The sequence below is a fragment of the Burkholderia sp. EMB26 genome, assembly GCF_024730645.1.
GTDB lineage: Bacteria > Pseudomonadota > Gammaproteobacteria > Burkholderiales > Burkholderiaceae > Burkholderia > Burkholderia cenocepacia.
Genome location: NZ_CP078071.1, coordinates 106677 through 124604, shown reverse-complemented (window position 1 = coordinate 124604; position 17928 = coordinate 106677). Strand labels below are relative to the sequence as shown.

Sequence of the window (17928 nt, the reverse complement as noted above, 5' to 3'; positions counted from 1 at the left end):
TTTGCATCGGGCTCGGACGGCGAAATCTAACACGAGACTTTATCGATAAAAAGTCGACAATTTGCCGGTTCGGGTAAACGTTGAAGCCGACGGACACCGTGCCCGCGCCGTGTGTCGGCCACGTTTCATCGGACGAATCGGGCGGGCCGGCCGGCGCGCGTGGCGCGGGCCCGGGACGCCGACTACACTGAAAAGCATCGGCAACGTACGGGAGAGCCGCCATGATTGACGTATTCCAGACCATCGGCAGCCGCGCGTTCTCCGCCCATCTGGCGAAGGACGGGATGGTGACGCTGATGGAGCAACGCCAGGAAGTCGACCGCGTGACGCTCGCGACCGCCTATGCCGCGCTCGTCGAGGAAGCCGAGCAGGAAGACGACCTGCTCGACGCGACGGTCGAAGGGATGATGCGCGCGCTGATCCAGGGCTACGCGCGCAGCCATTGACGACGCGGCGGCGCGTCCAGCGTGCCGCCGGCGACCCGGTCGCGACCGCTACGCGGCCGGCGTGCCCGCGCCCATGCCGAACCACCGGCCCTCGCGCAATTGCCGGTAGTCGGCCTGCGTGAAGATTTGCAGCAGATTCGCCACCGCGCCGTGGCTGGCGCGATCGCGCTCCGTCATGAAGGCTTCGACCTCGTCGCGGCCGGCAAACAGGATCGTGCCGAAATAACGCGCGCGTTCCGCGTCGGAGAGGTTCGTCGCGCTCAACTGGTACGGATGGTGAAGCGCCGCGAACAGGAAGTAGTAGCGCTCGGCATCGTCGCGCAGCACGCGCACCGCATCGGGTTCGACCGGAAAATCGCGGTAGAACGACGCGTGTCCGCTCTCGATGTAGATCCGGTACAGCAAACGGCCGTCCTGCTCGATCACGATCGGCGCATGCGGGTTGCGGCTGACGAGTACGGTATGGGGCGCGGTCATCCGGCTCCTCCTTTCTTTTTTGTCGATGCCGACACGGTAACATGCGGGCTTTCACGGCCGGTCCGGGCACGATCGACCGGCCCGCTTGCGGGCAATGCCGCACGGCCATAGAGGAAACGCACTGAAACGGCATCATGCGCACATTTTTCGATTGCCGCCGCTCGCGCCGCATGACAGCATTCGGGCGTCGCCAACCGAAAAGAATGCCGCGCCGTCCGGCCGCCGATGCCGCCCGGCAGCGCCGAACAGGCTACGCCCTTCCATGAACCCGGCCCACCTCCAACACTACGAACCGACCGGAGAATTCCGCTTGTGAACATCGGCATCGTCAACGACCTCCCGCTTGCCGTCGAGGCGATGCGCCGCGCGATCGCGCGACGGCCCGAGCACCGCGTGCTGTGGGTCGCGACCGACGGCGCGCAGGCCGTCGAACTGTGCGCCGCGCAGCCGCCCGACATCGTGCTGATGGACCTGATCATGCCGAAATTCGACGGGATCGAAGCGACGCGGCGGATCATGCGCTCCGAACGACCATGCGCGATCCTGATCGTGACGAGCTGCATCGGCGCGAACGCGTGGCGCGTGTTCGAGGCGATGGGCGCCGGCGCGCTCGACGCGGTCGACACGCCGCGGCTCGGCGACGGCGCGGCCGGCGACACGACGAAGCTACTGCTCGCGAAGATCGACCAGATCGGCCGCCTGCTCGACGCGCCGGGCGGCCCGCGCATCGCCGGCACGGCCGCGCGCAACGGCGGCGGCCCGCTGGTCGCGATCGGCGCATCGGCCGGCGGCCCCGGCGCGCTCGCGTCGATCCTCGGCAGCCTGCCCGCCGATTTCAATGCGCCGATCGTGATCGTGCAGCACGTCGATCGCGCGTTCGCCGAAGGCATGGCGCAATGGCTCGACGGCCAGACCCGGCTCGCCGTGCGCGTCGCCCGCGAAGGCGACCGCCCGCAGCCGGGCGTCGCGCTGCTCGCCGCGACCGACGATCACCTGCGCATCACGCGCGCCGGCACGCTCGAATACACGCGGGAGCCGGCCGCCACGCCGTATCGTCCGTCAGTCGACGTGTTCTTCAACAGCCTGACCGAGCACTGGCCCGGCCGCGTGATCGGCGTGCTGCTGACGGGGATGGGCCGCGACGGCGCGATCGGCCTGAAGGCGCTGCGGATGAAGGGCTACCATACGATCGCGCAGGACGAGGCGACCAGCGCGGTATACGGGATGCCGAAGGCGGCCGCGACGCTCGGCGCGGCGCGTGCGATCCTGCCACTCGGGCGCATCGCGGGCGAACTGGCGGCGCTCGCACGGATCTGAGCCCGACGATGACCGTCCGCAACACCCATGCCCGCCCTTGCAACGACCGCAACAACCGCATCGACCATGACGATTGACCTGACTCGCCCGCCCGGCGGCCCGACCGCGTCGCCCGCCGACGTGCCGGCGATGGTGCTGCTGGTCGACGACCAGACGATCGTCGCGGAAGCCGTGCGGCGCGCGCTCGTCGACGAGGAAGGCATCGACTTCCACTACTGCCCGCGCTCGGACGACGCGATGGCCACCGCGATCGAGACGCGCCCGACCGTGATCCTGCAGGACCTCGTGATGCCGGGCACCGACGGGCTGAGCCTCGTCAAGGCGTACCGCGCGAATCCGGCGACGCGCGACGTGCCGATCATCGTGCTGTCGACGCAGGAGGAACCGGTGATCAAGAGCGCCGCGTTCGCGTCCGGCGCGAACGACTACCTGGTCAAGCTGCCCGATCGCATCGAGCTCGTCGCGCGCATCCGCTACCACTCGCGCTCGTACCTGAACCTGCTGCAGCGCGACGAAGCCTATCGCGCGCTGCGGCAGTCGCAGCAGCAACTGCTCGAGGCCAATCTCGAACTGCGGCGCCTCACGCATTCCGACGGCCTGACCGGACTGTCGAACCGGCGCTATCTCGACGAATACCTGGCCGCCGAGTGGCGGCGCGGCACGCGCGAGCGCAGCGAGCTGTCGCTGCTGATGATCGACGTCGACAACTTCAAGCTGTACAACGACACGTACGGTCACGTGTCGGGCGACAGCGTGCTCAAGCAGATCGCGTCGACGATCGAGCGCTGCCTCGGGCAGTCGGGCGATCTCGCGGCGCGCTTCGGCGGCGAGGAATTCGCGGTCGTGATGCCGGCCACGTCGCCGGGCGCCGCGCGGCTGCTCGGCGAGAAGATCCGGCTCGCGGTCGAGGCGCTGCGGCTGCGGCACGCGCATTCGTCGACCGGCAACCACATCGTGACGATCAGCATCGGCGGCGCGAGCATCGTGCCCGCGCCCGGCCTGCCGACGACCCTGCTGATCGAGGCGGCCGACCGCGCGCTCTATCGCGCGAAGCACGAAGGCAAGAACCGGGTCGAGATCGATCGGTCGTCGACGCCGCCGGGCAGCGGCGGGTTCGACGCGCACTGACGCGTACTGACGCACACCAACGGGTACGACCGGCGCGCGCGCCGCGCTCAGGCCGCGCCGAGCCGGCGCGCGTAGTCGCTCGCCTCCAGCGGGCGGCTGAACAGATAGCCCTGCTGCATGTCGCAGCCGATCTGCTGCAGGAACCACGACTGCGCCTGCGTCTCGACGCCTTCGGCCGTGACCTTCATCCCGAGCGAATGCGCCATCGCGACGACCGCCTGCGTGATCGCGACCGAGTCGTGATGATCGGGCACGCCCGACACGAACGAGCGGTCGACCTTCAGGTTGTGCAGCGGAAAGCGCTTCAGGTATGCGAGCGACGAATAGCCGGTGCCGAAATCGTCGACCGAAATCCGCACGTTCATGTCCGTGAGCGCTTCGAGCATCGGCAGCACGGTGTCCGTGTCGTTCATCAGCACGCCTTCGGTGATTTCCAGTTCGAGCGCGGACGGGTCGAGCCGCGTTTGCGCGAGACAGCGGCCGACCGATTCGACGAGCCCTTCGTGAAACTGCCGCGGCGACAGGTTGACGGCCAGCATCAGGTCCGGCGCGATCGTGCGGCGCCACTCGGCCGCCTGCCGGCACGCGGTTTCGAGCACCCACTGGCCAATCGCGACGATCAGCCCCGTGTCTTCCGCGACCGGAATGAATTCGGCCGGCGACATCGGCCCGAGCTCGGGGCTCGTCCAGCGCAGCAGCGCCTCGGCGCCGACCGTGCGGCCGCTGCGCGCATCGACGACGGGCTGATACGCGAGCCGCAGCATGTCCGACGCGAGTGCGCGCCGCAGCGACTGCTCGATCGCGAAGCGGCGCTGCAGCCGCAGGTTGAGCTGCGCGGTGAAGAACGTGAAGTGGTTGCGGCCGCGCTGCTTCGCGTCGTACATCGCCGAATCGGCGTTGCGCATCAGCGTCACGGCATCGTCGCCGTCGCGCGGCGCGACGCTGATGCCGATCGATACGCCGAGCCAGTATTCGTTGTTCGCGATCGCGAACGGCTTCGCGATCGCGTCGATGACCTCGCGGGCGAGCACCGCGAGACGCTCGGGATCGTCGCAGTCGTCGACGAGGATCACGAACTCGTCGCCGCCGACCCGCGTGAGCGCGTAGCGGTCCGCGCAGGCCGAGAGCCGCGCCGCGACGCTGCGCAGCAGCGCATCGCCCGCGTCGTGGCCGGCCGTGTCGTTGACCTTCTTGAAGCCGACCAGATCGATGAACAGGATCGCGACGCGCGCGGGCCCGGTCGCCGCATCGTGCACGCCGAACAGCTCGCGCATGCGATCGCCGAGCCAGCGGCGGTTGTAGAGGCCCGTCAGCGCATCGCGGGTCGCCATGTAGCGCAGCTGCTGCTGTGCTTCGCGCACGGGGCCGATGTCGTTGAACGACACGAGCACCGAGTCGGCCCGCGTCTCGCCCGGCCGCACGATCGGCACCGCGTTGCCGCGCACCCAGATGATGTCGCCGTCCGCGAGACCGAAGCCGACCGTGTAGTCGAGCATCGGCGTGGCCGTCTCGAGCGCACGCCGGCTCGGCCAGTCGCGCGGCTCGATCGGCGTGCCGTCCTCGCGCAGCTTGCGCAGGATCACCGTCGACAGCCGGCGGCCGACGAGTTCGCCCTTCACGCGCATCATCCGGTTCGCGCTCGGATTGCTCGCGATCACGACGCCCTCGCGCGATATGACGAGGATGCCCTCGCTCAGGCTGTTGACGACGAGCCGGTGATGCTCCTCGCTGTGCGCGAGCTGTCGCGCGATCCGGTCCTGGTGCACCGCGAGTCCGACGCTGTTGCCGATATCGCGCAACAGCGCGGTTTCGTCGTCGCTCGGCCGGCACGGCCAGTGGTGATAGACGGCGAATGCGCCGAGCACGATGCCCGCATCGTCGAGGAACGGCACCGACCAGCACGCGCGCAGGCCCAGCGGCAACGCGATGGCGCGGTAGTCGGCCCACAGCGGATCGGTTTCGATGTCCTCGACGGCGACCATCCGGCGCTCGTACATCGCGGTGCCGCACGAGCCGGCCGCGGGCCCGATCGTCGCGCCGTCGATCGCCGCGCTGTACTGCGCGGGCAGCGACGGCGCCGCGCCGACGCGCACGTGCACGCCGTCCGTATCGAGCAGCAGGATCGTGCACGACGCGCCGTCGCCGAGCAAAGTCTCGGCACGCCGGCAAACTTCGACCAACAGTTCCGGCAGCGGCGTGTTGCGCGTGATGAGTCTCAGTACGCTCTGCTCGGATGCGAGCACTTCCGCGGCGAGCCCGAGGCTGTAGCGAGAACTTTGCGGTTCGGTATTCAAGATGAATCCTGCCGTCTGTCCGACCGGGTCTGATGCGCCCGATTCGTTATCGATATTTCGTGCCTTTTCGTGCCCTGTCCCGCCCCGGGGTTTACGCCGATGCCCGGTGCGCCCCGTTTGCGCGCCGAGCCAGGGCGCGCCGAAATGTATTTAACACCAATCCGTGACAGCCGGCGTGCCTGCTTGCATCAGGGGATACGCTCGGTTGCCGCGCGGCTCGCACCGGCGGCGACCGGTTCGCCGACCGGTTGCTGCAGCGCATGAAGGCCGCGCGCGCCTTCTGCGACAACGATCCGTCAGAATGTGTCCGCACCCTGCCCCGCTGCCGGCCGGTCGTCCGCGCCGGAATGCGCGCCCGTCACCGCCTTCAGCGCGTCGATCGCGGCGGCGACCGATGCGCTCGCGGGCGCCGCATACAGCGCGCCGACCGTCTCCGGCATCGTCGACAGCTTCAGCGGCAGCCGGCCGACGCGCTCGCCGGCCCGCGCGGCGAGGTCGAACGCACGGGCCGACTGCACGAACAGGCACGGCGACTGGTCGGCGACCGCGCGATTGGTCTGCCACGACACCGACTCCATCAGCACGGCCGGCGGCGCCAGGCCCGCCTTAGCGAACTCGGCGTCGAGCGCCGTGCGCGCGGGCGAACCCGACGGCGGCGCGATCCACGGAAACGCGGCCGCGTCGCGCCAGCCGATCCGTGCGCGCCCGAGCAACGGATGGCGCGGCCCGCACACGACGATCATGTCATCGCGGTACAGCGGCGCGACGGCGAGCCCAGCGCTCAACGCCGACGCGTCGAGCCGGCACACGAGCAGGTCGAGCTCGTGGCGCTGCGCCTGCGCGAGCATCCGGTCGAGCGTGTCTTCCCGCACGTTGAGCTGCACGGGGCGGCCGGCTTCCCGCAGCCACGCGAGCGCGCCCGGAATCAGTTGCGGCGCCATGTTCGGCAGCAGGCCGATCGACACCGGGCGGCCTGCGCCGGTGCGCAACGCGTCGAACGCGGGCGCGACGCCGCGCATGTCGGTCAGCACGCGGCCGATGCATTCGAGCAGCGCATCGCCGTACGCCGTCGGCGCGACCCGCCGCGACGTACGCTCGAACAGCGGCAGCCCGAGCGACTCTTCGAGCTCGCGCAGCCACTTCGACAGCGCCGGCTGCGTGATCGACGCGGCCTCGGACGTGCGCGCGAAGCTGCGCGTGCGGCCGAGCGTGTCGAGCGTTTCCATGTCGCGCACGCGCAGCCGGCGCAGCGCCTGCGCGATGCGCCGCTCGTGGGCCGGCGCGCCGGGCGGCGCGAGCAGGTCCGGTCGCGTGCGGCCGGCCGGGCCGCGGGGGTCGAGGGTCACGGGCGTCTCCGTCATTCATGTTCGGCAGGTTATCGATCGACCCTGATCTTTCATCGATCGATACGCGATCCTGCCGCATAGTCGTCGGCATGAAAACCCCCGGCACGAGCCGGCATGACAGGAGACAGCCGACGTGAAAGACGATCAGGACACCCCCGCCACCGAACCCACCGCGCGACGCCAGTTCCTCAAGCTGGCCGGTGCGGCCGTCGCGTCGGCCGGCTTCGGCGCCGATGCGCTGGCCGCGAACCCGGCACCGGCCGCCCCGGCTGCCGGCACCGGAACGGTCGCCGCCGTCGATCCGGCGCCGGCCTTGCGCGGCGCCACCACCGCGCCTGCCGCGCCGCCCGCCGGCTACAACATCCTGTTCATCCTGACCGATCAGGAACGCCATTTCGACCGCTGGCCGTTCCCCGTGCCCGGCCGCGAAGCGCTGCGCCGCGACGGCCTCACCTTCATGCACCACCAGATCGCCGCATGCGTGTGCTCGCCGTCGCGTTCGACGGTCTACACGGGCCAGCACATCCAGCACACCGGCGTGCTCGACAACGCAGGCCTGCCCTGGCAAAAGGACATGTCGCCGGACATTCGCACGGTCGGCCACATGCTGCGCGACGCCGGCTACTACGCCGCGTATCTCGGCAAGTGGCACCTGAGCGCGTCGATGCACGAAACCGCGAGCCCGTACACGGCGCCCGTGGCCGACTACAACCGCACGATCCGCGCGTACGGCTTCGACGACTATTTCGGCGTGGGTGACCTGATCGGCATGGTTCGCGGCGGCTACCAGTACGACGGGCTCACGGCGGAGGCCGCGGTGAGCTGGATGCGCAACCATGCGCCGCGCCTCGCGCAGGACGGCAAGCCGTGGTTCCTCGCGGTGAATCTCGTGAACCCGCACGACGCGATGTTCGTGAACACCGACACGCACGGCTCGACGGTGCAGGACGCCAACCACCCGATGCTCGGCAACGCGCCGCCGCCGAACGATGCGCTGTATCGCACGTCATGGCGCGACGTGCCGCTCGCCGCGTCCCGGCGGCAGCCGTACGACGAGCCGGGGCGGCCACCCGCGCACGGCATGTTCAACGCCGCGCATGCGAATCTCGTCGGACGCTACCCGTTCACCGACGAACGCGTACGCCTCTATCAGGACAACTACTTCAACTGCATCCGCGATTGCGACACGCACGTCGTACGCCTGCTGCAGACGCTGCAATCGCTCGGCCTCGACGAACGCACGATCGTCGTGATGACGGCCGACCACGGCGACCACGTCGGCGCGCACCAGCTCGTCGGCAAGGGCGCAGCGGCCTACCAGCCGCAGAATCACGTGCCGCTCGTGATCCGCCATCCCGCGTATCCGGGCGGCATGCAGTGCGATGCGCTGACGTCGCACATCGACATCGCGCCGACGCTGCTCGGACTCACCGGCCTCGACGATGCGCGGCGCGCGACGATCCGCGGCAGCGCGCTGAAGGGGCACGACCTCACGCGCTGGCTCGCGAAACCGGCGGACGCGCAACGGCACGCGGCGCGCGACGCGACGCTGTTCAACTACGCGATGCTGCTGTACTACGACAGCGAATGGATGCTGAAGGAACTCGGCACGCTGCGGCAGAAAGGCGTGCCGGAGGACGAACTGCTGCGCCGCGCGCTCGCGCAGCAGCCGGATTTCCGGTTGCGCGGCACGATCCGCAGCGTGTTCGACGGCCGCTACCGCTTCACGCGCTATTTCTCGCCGCTCGAATTCAACCGGCCCACGACGCTCGACGCGCTGTTCGCGCGCAACGACGTCGAGCTGTTCGACGTCGCGAGCGACCCGGGCGAGATGCGCAATCTCGCGATCGACCGCAAGCGGCACGGCGAGCTGCTGCTCGCGATGAACGGCCGCCTGAACGACCTGATCGACAGCGAGGTCGGCGACGACAGCCCGGACGTGATGCCGATCCGCGACGGGAAGGTCCAGGTGCAGATCCGCAAGTGGCACTGACCACCTGAACGCACGGGAGCGCGGGCGGCGCCGCGCCGCGCGCCGCCCGTCAATCCTTCCGGATGTGCTCGGCCAGGAAGTCGATCAGCAGCCGCACGCGCGGCAGCAACCCGCGCCGCGACGGAAACACCGCGTGCACCACGCCGCCCTTCGGCGCCCAGCCGGGCAGCACGTCGATCAGCGTGCCATCGCGCAGGTCGTCCTCGACGACCATGCACGGCAGTTGCACGATGCCGACGCCATGAATCGCCGCATCGCGCAACGCGTGCATGTCGTCGGTCACGAAGCGCGGGTGATGGCGCAACTGCGCGTGCTCGCCGTTCGGCCCGACCAGTTGCCAGACGTGATGCCGCGCCGGCCCCCAGTCGAGGCTCGGCGCGCCGATCAGCCCGGCCGGGTCCGACGGTGCGGCGCGCCCGTCCAGCCAGTGCGGCGCCGCCACCAGCCGCTGCGGGCTGTCGGCCAGCACACGCATCACGAGATCGCTGTCCTCCAGCGGCGGGAAGCGCACGCGCAGCGCCAGGTCGAAGCCTTCGCTCAACAGGTCGACGCGGCGATTCGTCGCCTCGAGGTGCACGTGCACCTGCGGATGAATCGCCATGAAACGGGCAACGAGTGCGCTCACGCGGTATTCGAGCAAGGCGGTCGGGCAGCTCACGCGCACGATGCCGCGCGGCTCCGCGTGCCGGCGCTCGATCACCTCGCGCGCGGCGTCGGCTTCGACCAGCACGGCGAGACAGCGCTCGTAGAATTCGCGCCCGGTTTCCGTGACCGTGAAATGGCGCGTCGTGCGCTGCAGCAACCGCACGTCGTACTGCGCTTCCAGCGCCGCGATGCGCCGGCTCAGCGTCGATTTCGGCACGTCCAGCGCGCGCCCGGCCTGCGTGAAGCCGCCGTGTTCGACCACCTTCACGAAATAGTAGAGGTCGTTCAGGTCATCCATGATTGTTCCACCCATAGAACACTGACGGCATTTTAAGGGACTGGAACACCCGTTATTGCACGCTTAGCATCGTGTTTCGACGTGGATCGGTGTCGTCGAGGCAAGCGGGATTTTTTCAGCCGGCTGCCTCGCTCGTCCGCACGATTCACTAAGCTTGGAGCAAACGCCTGCCGTGCAACCGGCGTCGGACGTTTGCGACGGCGCGAGCGTGCAGCCGCGGCGAGTGTCCCGACACCGCGGCCGCCGACCCGGACCCTCGGGATTTCCCTCACTTCCTGCTCTGTCTCTGGAGGCAACCATGGCAAGCGAACCGATTCGCGACCCCGCGAACGACCACCTGCTCACCCCGCAGAACGCCGCGTTCATCGTCATCGATTACCAGCCGGTCCAGGTGAACTCGATCGCGTCGATGGATCGCCAACTGCTGATCAACAACATCGTCGGCGCATCGAAGGCGGCGGTTGCGTACGACCTCCCGATCGTCCACTCGACCGTCAACGTGAAGACCGGGCTGAACAAGCCGCCGATCCCGCAACTGCGCGCGGCGCTCGAAGGCTATCCGACCTACGACCGCACGAGCATCAACTCGTGGGAGGACGTCGAGTTCCGTCAGGCCGTCGAGGCGACCGGCCGCAAGAAGCTGATCATGACCGCGCTGTGGACCGAAGCGTGCCTGACGTTCCCGGCGCTCGACGCGCTGAAGGCCGGCTACGAGGTGTACGTGGTCGTCGACGCGGTCGGCGGCACGTCGGTCGCCGCGCACGAAGCCGCGCTGCGCCGCATCGAGCAGGCCGGCGGCCAGATGATCAGCGTCGCGCAGCTGTTCTGCGAATTGCAGCGCGACTGGGCGCGCAGCGCCACCGTGCCCGCGTTCATGAACCTGTTCATCGAAACCGGCGGCACGGCCGGCATCCAGTTCTCGTACGACAAGAGCTGACCGGCCCGGCGCGCACGGCGGCCGGTGCCGTCCGGCCGCCGCGCGCCGGCCCCCGTGCGACCGGCGCGCGAGCCCCGCACCGCGGCCTTCCGGGCCGCGTTGTCGTATCCGTGATTCAATGTCGATCGAACCGGCGCCGCGCCATCCGGCGGCACGGCGATGTGAACCCTCATCGAACGACCTTCACTGGATCACCATGACGAACCCTACCGAAATCAAGGCGCTCGTTTTCGATGTCTTCGGAACGATCGTCGACTGGAGAAGCGGTGTCGCACGCGGTGCCGCCGCCTTCCTGGACCGCCACGCGCCGACGCTCGATCCCTTCGCGTTCGCCGATGCGTGGCGCGCCGAGTATTCGCCGTCGATGGAAGAAATCCGCAGCGGGCGCCGCCGCTACGTGCGGCTCGACGTGCTGCATCGCGAGAACCTCGTGCGCACGCTCGACCGCCTCGGGATCGACGACGTGCCCGATGCCGACATCGACGCGCTCAATCTCGCCTGGCACCGGCTCGATCCGTGGCCCGATGCCGTTGCCGGGCTGCACCGGCTGAAGCAGCGCTACATCATCGCGCCGCTGTCGAACGGCAACATCCGGCTGATGGTCGACGTCGCGAAACACGGCGGGCTGCCGTGGGACGCGATTCTCGGCGCCGAGGTTGCCCGCGCGTACAAGCCGTCGCCGGCGGTCTATACCGAAGCGGTCGAGATTCTCGGCCTCGCGCCGGCCGAGCTGTGCCTGGTGGCCGCGCACAACGGCGATCTTGCGGCCGCGCGCGGGCTCGGGCTGTCGACCGCGTTCGTGCTGCGGCCGACCGAGCACGGGCCCGGCCAGACGACCGACCTGCGAGCCGACGATGCGTGGGATTTCGACGTCAGGGATCTGAACGAGCTCGCGGATCGGCTCGGTTGCCCGGGTTGAAGGCCGGGGTCGGTGCGCGTCGCAGCGCACGACGGGCCGCGAGGCAGCGCCGGCGGAACGGCGAGTCGAGGCGAAACAGCAGCGGCCGCGTGTCGTCCATCCGCGCATGCAGGACATGCGGCCACACGTGCTCGGGCCGGCACTCGAACGTCCACCGCGAACGAATTTCCACGACCGTCTCCTCGCGGCTGTCGGTGCGGACATGACGGCACAGGCGTGCCGCGCCTCCGCTACTTCACCACCGCCCGCCACGCGGTGCGCGCATAGACGAGCAACAAGGGCAGCAGCGCCAGCGCGAACAGCATGCTCAGCGCGAGCACCCACACCGGCCATTGCTGCGGATTCCCGTGCGCCCAGTAGCGGTACGGCACGCTCAGGAATGCCATTTCCATCAGCAGCGCACCGAGCGGCACGAGCCCGTTCAGCACTGCCGCCATGCCGAAGCGGGCCGCGCCGTCGATCTTCTTCCCGGCCCCGTACGCCGCGATCAGGTAGACGAAATAGCCGATGATCGCGACCACCACCGCGCCGCCCGCCAGCAGGCCGATACTGCGCACGCTGCGCTCGTGCAACTGTTGCGCGCCCGGCGGCAACACGACATCGACCTTCTCGCCGAGGTCGGGCACGGCGCCCGAGCGAATGTTGCCCGGTAGCGTGATGCGTTCGCCATCCGGCATCACGGCTTCCAGGATCGACGTGTACTTGATGCACCGGTACGACGAGGTTCGCCCCGAACTGTCGCGGCGCTCGCAGGTGTCCCATTCGGACCGGTAGGACACGACGGTCGCTTCGTATGTCGGCGACACCGTCAGCACGTAGAGCTCGTCGCCGATCCAGTACGCGAACGGGAACAACAGCGACACCAGGCAAAAACACACGAGCCACCAGAACGCGACCGCGCCGCCCGAGCCGCGCTTGCCGCCCGTCTGGCGGCGCACCATGCGCGACGCGAGCCAGTAAGCGACCACGCCGAATACCACCACGCACACCACGAAAACCTTGCCCGCATGCGTCAAAGCCATCTGCCTTTCCCCCGATGGCCGGTCGAGGCGCCGCCGGCCGTTTTGTCATCCAGATCGATCGTCGCGTCGCCGTCGCGACATCCCCGTCGACCGCTATTCCTGCTCGCCGACGAATCGCAGCGTCCCCGATTCCCCCGACAGCAACGCGCGGTTCGCGTCCGCCGCCGCGCGCAGGTAATCCCACAGCGCGGTCACGCGCCGCAGCTTGCGCAGATCCTCGCGGCACGTCAGCCAGAAACACCGCGTGACGACCACGTCGTTCGGCAGCACCGGCACCAGCGCCGGCTGCGTGGCCGCCATGAAACACGGCAGGATCGCCAGGCCGCCGCCCTGCAGCGCCGCGAAAACCTGCGCGATCACGCTGGTCGTGCGCAAGCCGGCCGTCGCGCCGGGCACCGCGCGGTCCAGGTACAGCAGTTCGTTGCTGAACGCGAGATCGTCGACGTAGCTGATGAACGCGTGCTGCGCGAGATCGTCCGTACAGGTGATCGGCGCATGGTTCGCCAGATAGTCGCGGGTCGCATAGAGCCGCAACTGGTAGTCGCACAACTTCGTGACCACGTAAGGCCCGCGTTCGGGCCGCTCGAGCGTGATCGCGAGATCGGCCTCGCGTTTCGGCAGGTTGACGAAATGCGGCACCGGCAGCAAGTCGACCGTCACGTGCGGATGCGCGGCGCGGAACCGCGCGAGCTGCGGCGCGAGGAAAAAGCAGCCGAACCCTTCGGTCGACCCGATCCGCACGTGGCCCGACAGCGCCTCGCCGGTGTTCGCGACCTGGTCGCACGCGGACTGCACGGTCGTCTCCATCGCATCCGCATACGCGACGAGCCGCTGCCCTTCCGCCGTCAGCGTGAAGCCGCCGGAGCGCGACTTGTCGAACAGCAGCGTGCCCATCGCGGCCTCGAGCGCGCGGATGCGCCGTGCGACGGTCGTGTAGTCGACGCCGAGCCGCTTCGCGGCGCCGCTCGCGCGCTGCGTGCGCGCAACCTCGAGGAAAAAGCGCAGGTCGTCCCAGTTCAGGTTGCCGGAAACCGGCTCGGTGGCATGTCGCATCGGCGAAGGAAAAAGGCGGGCGTCTCCGGGCCGGCCGTCGATATGCATAAATGCACATCCAACCGGTTTCTTTATCGGTACATCATGAATCTGCGCATAACTATACTCGACCGTGACCTGCGGACCATGAACCGCGGCACCACCACGGAGACACCATGCAAACGCGATCCACCCTCGATGAGCATGCGACCATCGCGACGCCGGCGCCCGAACGCACCGCGAAGCACTACCTGCTGGCTGGCTGGGCCAGCATGGCCGGCACCACGATCGAGTGGTACGACTTCTTCCTCTACGGCACGGCCGCCGCGCTCGTGTTCAACCGCATCTTCTTCCCGTCGCTGGACCCGGTCGTCGGCACGCTCGCCGCGTTCGGCACGTTCGCGGTCGGCTTCATCGGGCGGCCGATGGGCGGCATCGTGTTCGGCCACTTCGGCGACCGCATCGGCCGCAAGTCGATGCTGATGATCACGCTGCTGCTGATGGGCGTGCCGAGCATGATCATCGGGCTGATCCCGTCGTACGACAGCATCGGCTACTGGGCCGCCGCGCTCTTGATCGCGATGCGTTTCCTGCAGGGCATGGCGGTGGGCGGCGAATGGGGCGGCGCGGTGCTGATGGCCGTCGAGCACGCGCCGAAGGGCCGCAAGGGGCTGTTCGGCAGCCTGCCGCAGACGGGCGTCGGGCTCGGGTTGATCCTGTCGTCGGTGGCGATGGCCGCGGTGGCCGCGCTGCCGGAAGCCGACATGCTGTCGTGGGGCTGGCGCGTGCCGTTCCTCGCGAGCATCGCGCTCGTCGGCCTCGGCTGGTTCATCCGCGCGAAGGTGCCGGAATCGCCCGACTTCGAGAAGGTCCGCAAGCAGGGCAAGGCCGAGAAATCGCCGGTGACGGCCGCGCTACGCCGCCATCCGCGCGAGGTGCTGACGATCGTCGGCGCGCGCGCCGCCGAGAACACCTGGTTCTACATGGTCGTCACGTTCGCGCTCGCTTACGCGACGCAGCAACTGCATCTGCCGAAGGCCGAGATGCTGCACGCGATCACGGCCGGCGCGGCGCTGTCGCTCGTCACGATGCCGCTGTGCGGGCATCTGAGCGACCGCATCGGCCAGCGCCGGATGTTCGCGATCGGCCTCGTGCTGATGTGCGCGTTCGCCGCGCCGTTCTTCATGATGCTCGGCACGCAGCAGACGTCGACCGCATGGTGGGCGATCGTGCTCGGCCTCGGCGTCGTGTTCCCGATCCTCTATGCGCCGGAATCGCTGCTGTTCGCGCAGCAGTTCCCGGCGGAAATCCGCTACAGCGGCATCTCGCTGTCCGTGCAGCTTGCCGGCGTGATCGGCGGCGGCTTCGCGCCGATGATCGCGACGTCGCTGCTCAAGGCCGGCGGCGGCCAGCCGCACTACGTGATCGCGTACCTCGTCGGCTTCGGCGTGTTCGCGCTCATGTGCACCGCGTTGATGCGACCGGCGCGCGCGTAGCGCACCGCCCGCCTTCATTCGATTTCAGTTCGACCTGCCGTCCGCCGTCGCCGCACGCGCGGCGGACGCAGGCCACCCTTTTGCTTCGCACCACCGTTTCCCGGAGAGAGTTCCATGAACGCCGCAGTTCCCCAGACCACCCTCGCCCTGCCCACCGCCAAGCTGCTGATCGACGGCGCGTTCGTCGATTCGCGCAGCGCCGAATGGGGCGACATCGTCAACCCCGCGACGCAGGAAGTCATCGGCCGCGTGCCGTACGCGACGCTCGACGAGGTCGATGCCGCGATCGCCTCCGCGCAGCGCGCGTTCCAGACCTGGAAGACGACGCCGATCGGCGCGCGGCTGCGCATCATGCTGAAGTTCCAGGATCTCGTGCGCCGCAATCTCGAACGCATCGCGCACACGCTGACGGCCGAGCAAGGCAAGACGCTGCCCGACGCGCAGGGCGACATCTTCCGCGGCCTCGAGGTGGTCGAGCACGCGTGCTCGATCGGCACGCTGCAGCAAGGCGAATTCGCGGAGAACGTCGCGGGCGGCGTCGATACCTACACGCTGCGCCAGCCCATCGGCGTCTGCGCGGGCATCACGCCGTTCAATTTCCCCGGGATGATTCCGCTGTGGATGTTCCCGATGGCGATCGTGTGCGGCAACACGTTCGTGCTGAAGCCGTCCGAGCAGGACCCGCTGTCGACGATGCAGCTCGTCGAACTCGCGATCGAGGCCGGCGTGCCGCCAGGCGTGCTGAACGTCGTGCACGGCGGCAAGACGGTGGTCGACCGCCTGTGCACGCACCCGGACATCAAGGCGATCTCGTTCGTCGGCTCGACGCGCGTCGGCACGCACGTGTACAACCTCGGCAGCCAGCACGGCAAGCGCGTGCAGTCGATGATGGGCGCGAAGAACCACGCGGTCGTGCTGCCCGATGCGCATCGCGAGCAGTCGATCAACGCACTCGTCGGCGCGGGCTTCGGCGCGGCCGGCCAGCGCTGCATGGCGACGTCGGTCGTCGTGCTGGTCGGCCAGGCGCGCGACTGGCTGCCCGATCTCGTCGAAAAGGCGAAGGCGTTGAAGGTCAATGCGGGCGCGGAAGCCGGCACCGACGTCGGCCCGGTCGTGTCGAAGGCGGCGAAGGCGCGCATCCTGTCGCTGATCGACGCCGGCGTGAAGGAAGGCGCGACGCTGCTGCTCGACGGCCGCGACGTGAAGGTGCCCGGCTACGAGCACGGCAACTTCGTCGGCCCGACGATCTTCTCCGGCGTGACGACCGACATGTCGATCTACCAGGAAGAAATCTTCGGGCCGGTGGTGGTCGTGATGGAAGCCGACACGCTCGACGACGCGATCGCGCTCGTCAACCGCAACCCGATGGGCAACGGCGTGGGCCTGTTCACGCAGAGCGGCGCGGCCGCGCGCAAGTTCCAGAGCGAGATCGACATCGGCCAGGTCGGCATCAACATCCCGATTCCGGTGCCGGTGCCCTACTTCAGTTTCACCGGTTCGCGCGGCTCGAAGCTCGGCGATCTCGGCCCGTACGGCAAGCAGGTCGTGCAGTTCTACACGCAGACCAAGACGGTCACCGCGCGCTGGTTCGACGACGACGCGACGGCCGGCGGCGTGAACACGACGATCGCGCTGCGTTGATGGCGAGCACGAGGAGCCTGCACATGGAAATCGCATTCATCGGACTCGGCAACATGGGCGGCCCGATGGCCGCCAACCTGCTCAAGGCCGGCCACGCGCTGACGGTGTTCGACCTCGACGCGCACGCGGTCGACGCCGCGGTGCGCGCCGGCGCGACGGCAGCGGCGTCGCCGCGTGAAGCCGCCGCGCGCGGCTCGTTGATCATCACGATGCTGCCGGCCGCGCAGCACGTGCGCGCCGTCTACCTCGGCGACGACGGCGTGCTGGCCGGCGCGCGCGCCGGCGCGACGCTGATCGACTGCAGCACGATCGATCCGGGCACCGTGCGCGCGGTGGCCGACGCCGCCGCGCAGCGCGACTTCCCGCTCGCCGATGCACCCGTGTCGGGCGGCACCGGCGGCGCGCAGGCCGGCACGCTGACCTTCATGGTCGGCGCGGACGCGCCGCTGTTCGAGCGCATCCGCCCGGTGCTGCTCGACATGGGCCGGAACGTCGTGCACTGCGGCGGCACCGGCACCGGCCAGATCGCGAAGATCTGCAACAACCTGCTGCTCGGCATCTCGATGATGGGCGTATCGGAAGCGATGGCGCTCGGCGCCGCGCTCGGCATCGAACCGGCCGTGCTGGCCGGCATCATCAACACGTCGACCGGCCGCTGCTGGAGTTCGGACGCGTACAACCCGTATCCGGGCGTGAGCGACACGGCGCCGGCCGCACGCGGCTATGCGGGCGGCTTCGCGGCGAACCTGATGCTGAAGGATCTCGGGCTCGCGACGGAAGCCGCGCGCAGCGCGCATCAGCCGGTCTGGATGGGCGCGCTCGCGCAGCAGCTGTATCAGTCGATGAGCCAGCAGGGGCTCGGCACGCTCGACTTCTCCGCGTGCGTGAAGCTGTACGAGGCGCAGCCGGCCTGACCTGCCCGGCCGACGCCGGACGT

15 protein-coding genes are annotated in these 17928 nt (G+C 69.1%); 9 read left to right on the top strand and 6 right to left on the bottom strand.

Annotation, left to right across the window (positions count from 1 at the left end; all coding sequences use genetic code 11):
* Positions 1–221 precede the first annotated feature (221 nt).
* Positions 222–446, top strand: a complete 225-nt coding sequence (locus tag KU887_RS17325) for a hypothetical protein (RefSeq protein WP_006491315.1) — start codon at positions 222–224, stop codon at positions 444–446.
* A 48-nt stretch (positions 447–494) separates the two neighbouring features.
* Here KU887_RS17325 and KU887_RS17320 read toward each other — a convergent pair whose 3' ends face one another.
* A complete protein-coding gene (locus KU887_RS17320; protein WP_034202518.1) occupies positions 495–923 on the bottom strand; it encodes a hypothetical protein in 429 nt (142 codons plus the stop codon).
* 312 nt (positions 924–1235) lie between these two features.
* On the opposite strand from KU887_RS17320, the gene KU887_RS17315 reads away from it, so the two are divergent.
* Both KU887_RS17315 and KU887_RS17310 read left to right on the top strand, forming a co-directional pair.
* The gene (locus tag KU887_RS17315) at positions 1236–2240 is read left to right on the top strand and encodes a chemotaxis response regulator protein-glutamate methylesterase (RefSeq protein WP_006495190.1); all 1005 of its coding nucleotides are present in this window, start codon (positions 1236–1238) and stop codon (positions 2238–2240) included.
* Between the two features lie 66 nt (positions 2241–2306).
* Complete coding sequence (locus tag KU887_RS17310; protein WP_309138181.1) at positions 2307–3368, top strand: diguanylate cyclase; 1062 nt, start codon at positions 2307–2309, stop codon at positions 3366–3368.
* Positions 3369–3415: 47 nt separating this feature from the next.
* Here the strand turns inward: KU887_RS17310 and KU887_RS17305 are convergent, their stop codons facing one another.
* Together KU887_RS17305 and KU887_RS17300 are read right to left on the bottom strand one after the other, a co-directional pair.
* Positions 3416–5662 (bottom strand): bifunctional diguanylate cyclase/phosphodiesterase, encoded by a 2247-nt coding sequence (locus KU887_RS17305; RefSeq protein WP_258256885.1) that lies wholly within the window; start codon positions 5660–5662, stop codon positions 3416–3418.
* Between the two features lie 296 nt (positions 5663–5958).
* Positions 5959–7008: a LysR substrate-binding domain-containing protein gene (locus tag KU887_RS17300; RefSeq protein ID WP_059722741.1), complete on the bottom strand. Its 1050-nt coding sequence runs from the start codon at positions 7006–7008 to the stop codon at positions 5959–5961.
* Between the two features lie 133 nt (positions 7009–7141).
* Here KU887_RS17300 and KU887_RS17295 point away from each other — a divergent pair, with 133 nt between their 5' ends.
* Positions 7142–9001, top strand: a complete 1860-nt coding sequence (locus KU887_RS17295; RefSeq protein ID WP_258256884.1) for a sulfatase-like hydrolase/transferase — start codon at positions 7142–7144, stop codon at positions 8999–9001.
* A gap of 49 nt (positions 9002–9050) precedes the next feature.
* Here the strand turns inward: KU887_RS17295 and KU887_RS17290 are convergent, their stop codons facing one another.
* Positions 9051–9944 (bottom strand): LysR substrate-binding domain-containing protein, encoded by an 894-nt coding sequence (locus KU887_RS17290; protein WP_006483763.1) that lies wholly within the window; start codon positions 9942–9944, stop codon positions 9051–9053.
* 298 nt (positions 9945–10242) lie between these two features.
* Between KU887_RS17290 and KU887_RS17285 the strand changes: the two genes are divergently transcribed.
* Together KU887_RS17285 and KU887_RS17280 are read left to right on the top strand one after the other, a co-directional pair.
* The gene (locus tag KU887_RS17285; RefSeq protein ID WP_006483761.1) at positions 10243–10881 is read left to right on the top strand and encodes a hydrolase; all 639 of its coding nucleotides are present in this window, start codon (positions 10243–10245) and stop codon (positions 10879–10881) included.
* 196 nt (positions 10882–11077) lie between these two features.
* Positions 11078–11800 (top strand): haloacid dehalogenase type II, encoded by a 723-nt coding sequence (locus tag KU887_RS17280; RefSeq protein WP_080323732.1) that lies wholly within the window; start codon positions 11078–11080, stop codon positions 11798–11800.
* A 230-nt stretch (positions 11801–12030) separates the two neighbouring features.
* Here the strand turns inward: KU887_RS17280 and KU887_RS17275 are convergent, their stop codons facing one another.
* Positions 12031–12822 (bottom strand): hypothetical protein, encoded by a 792-nt coding sequence (locus tag KU887_RS17275; protein WP_012493252.1) that lies wholly within the window; start codon positions 12820–12822, stop codon positions 12031–12033.
* Between the two features lie 93 nt (positions 12823–12915).
* Positions 12916–13875, bottom strand: a complete 960-nt coding sequence (locus tag KU887_RS17270; protein WP_012493251.1) for a LysR family transcriptional regulator — start codon at positions 13873–13875, stop codon at positions 12916–12918.
* Positions 13876–14030: 155 nt separating this feature from the next.
* On the opposite strand from KU887_RS17270, the gene KU887_RS17265 reads away from it, so the two are divergent.
* From KU887_RS17265 to mmsB, 3 genes are all read left to right on the top strand, one after another.
* The gene (locus KU887_RS17265; RefSeq protein WP_006485292.1) at positions 14031–15350 is read left to right on the top strand and encodes an MFS transporter; all 1320 of its coding nucleotides are present in this window, start codon (positions 14031–14033) and stop codon (positions 15348–15350) included.
* 114 nt (positions 15351–15464) lie between these two features.
* On the top strand, positions 15465–16991 hold the full coding sequence (locus KU887_RS17260) for a CoA-acylating methylmalonate-semialdehyde dehydrogenase (RefSeq protein WP_060263541.1): 1527 nt from the start codon (positions 15465–15467) through the stop codon (positions 16989–16991).
* A gap of 23 nt (positions 16992–17014) precedes the next feature.
* Positions 17015–17905 (top strand): 3-hydroxyisobutyrate dehydrogenase, encoded by an 891-nt coding sequence (mmsB, locus tag KU887_RS17255; RefSeq protein WP_012493250.1) that lies wholly within the window; start codon positions 17015–17017, stop codon positions 17903–17905.
* Positions 17906–17928 lie beyond the last annotated feature (23 nt).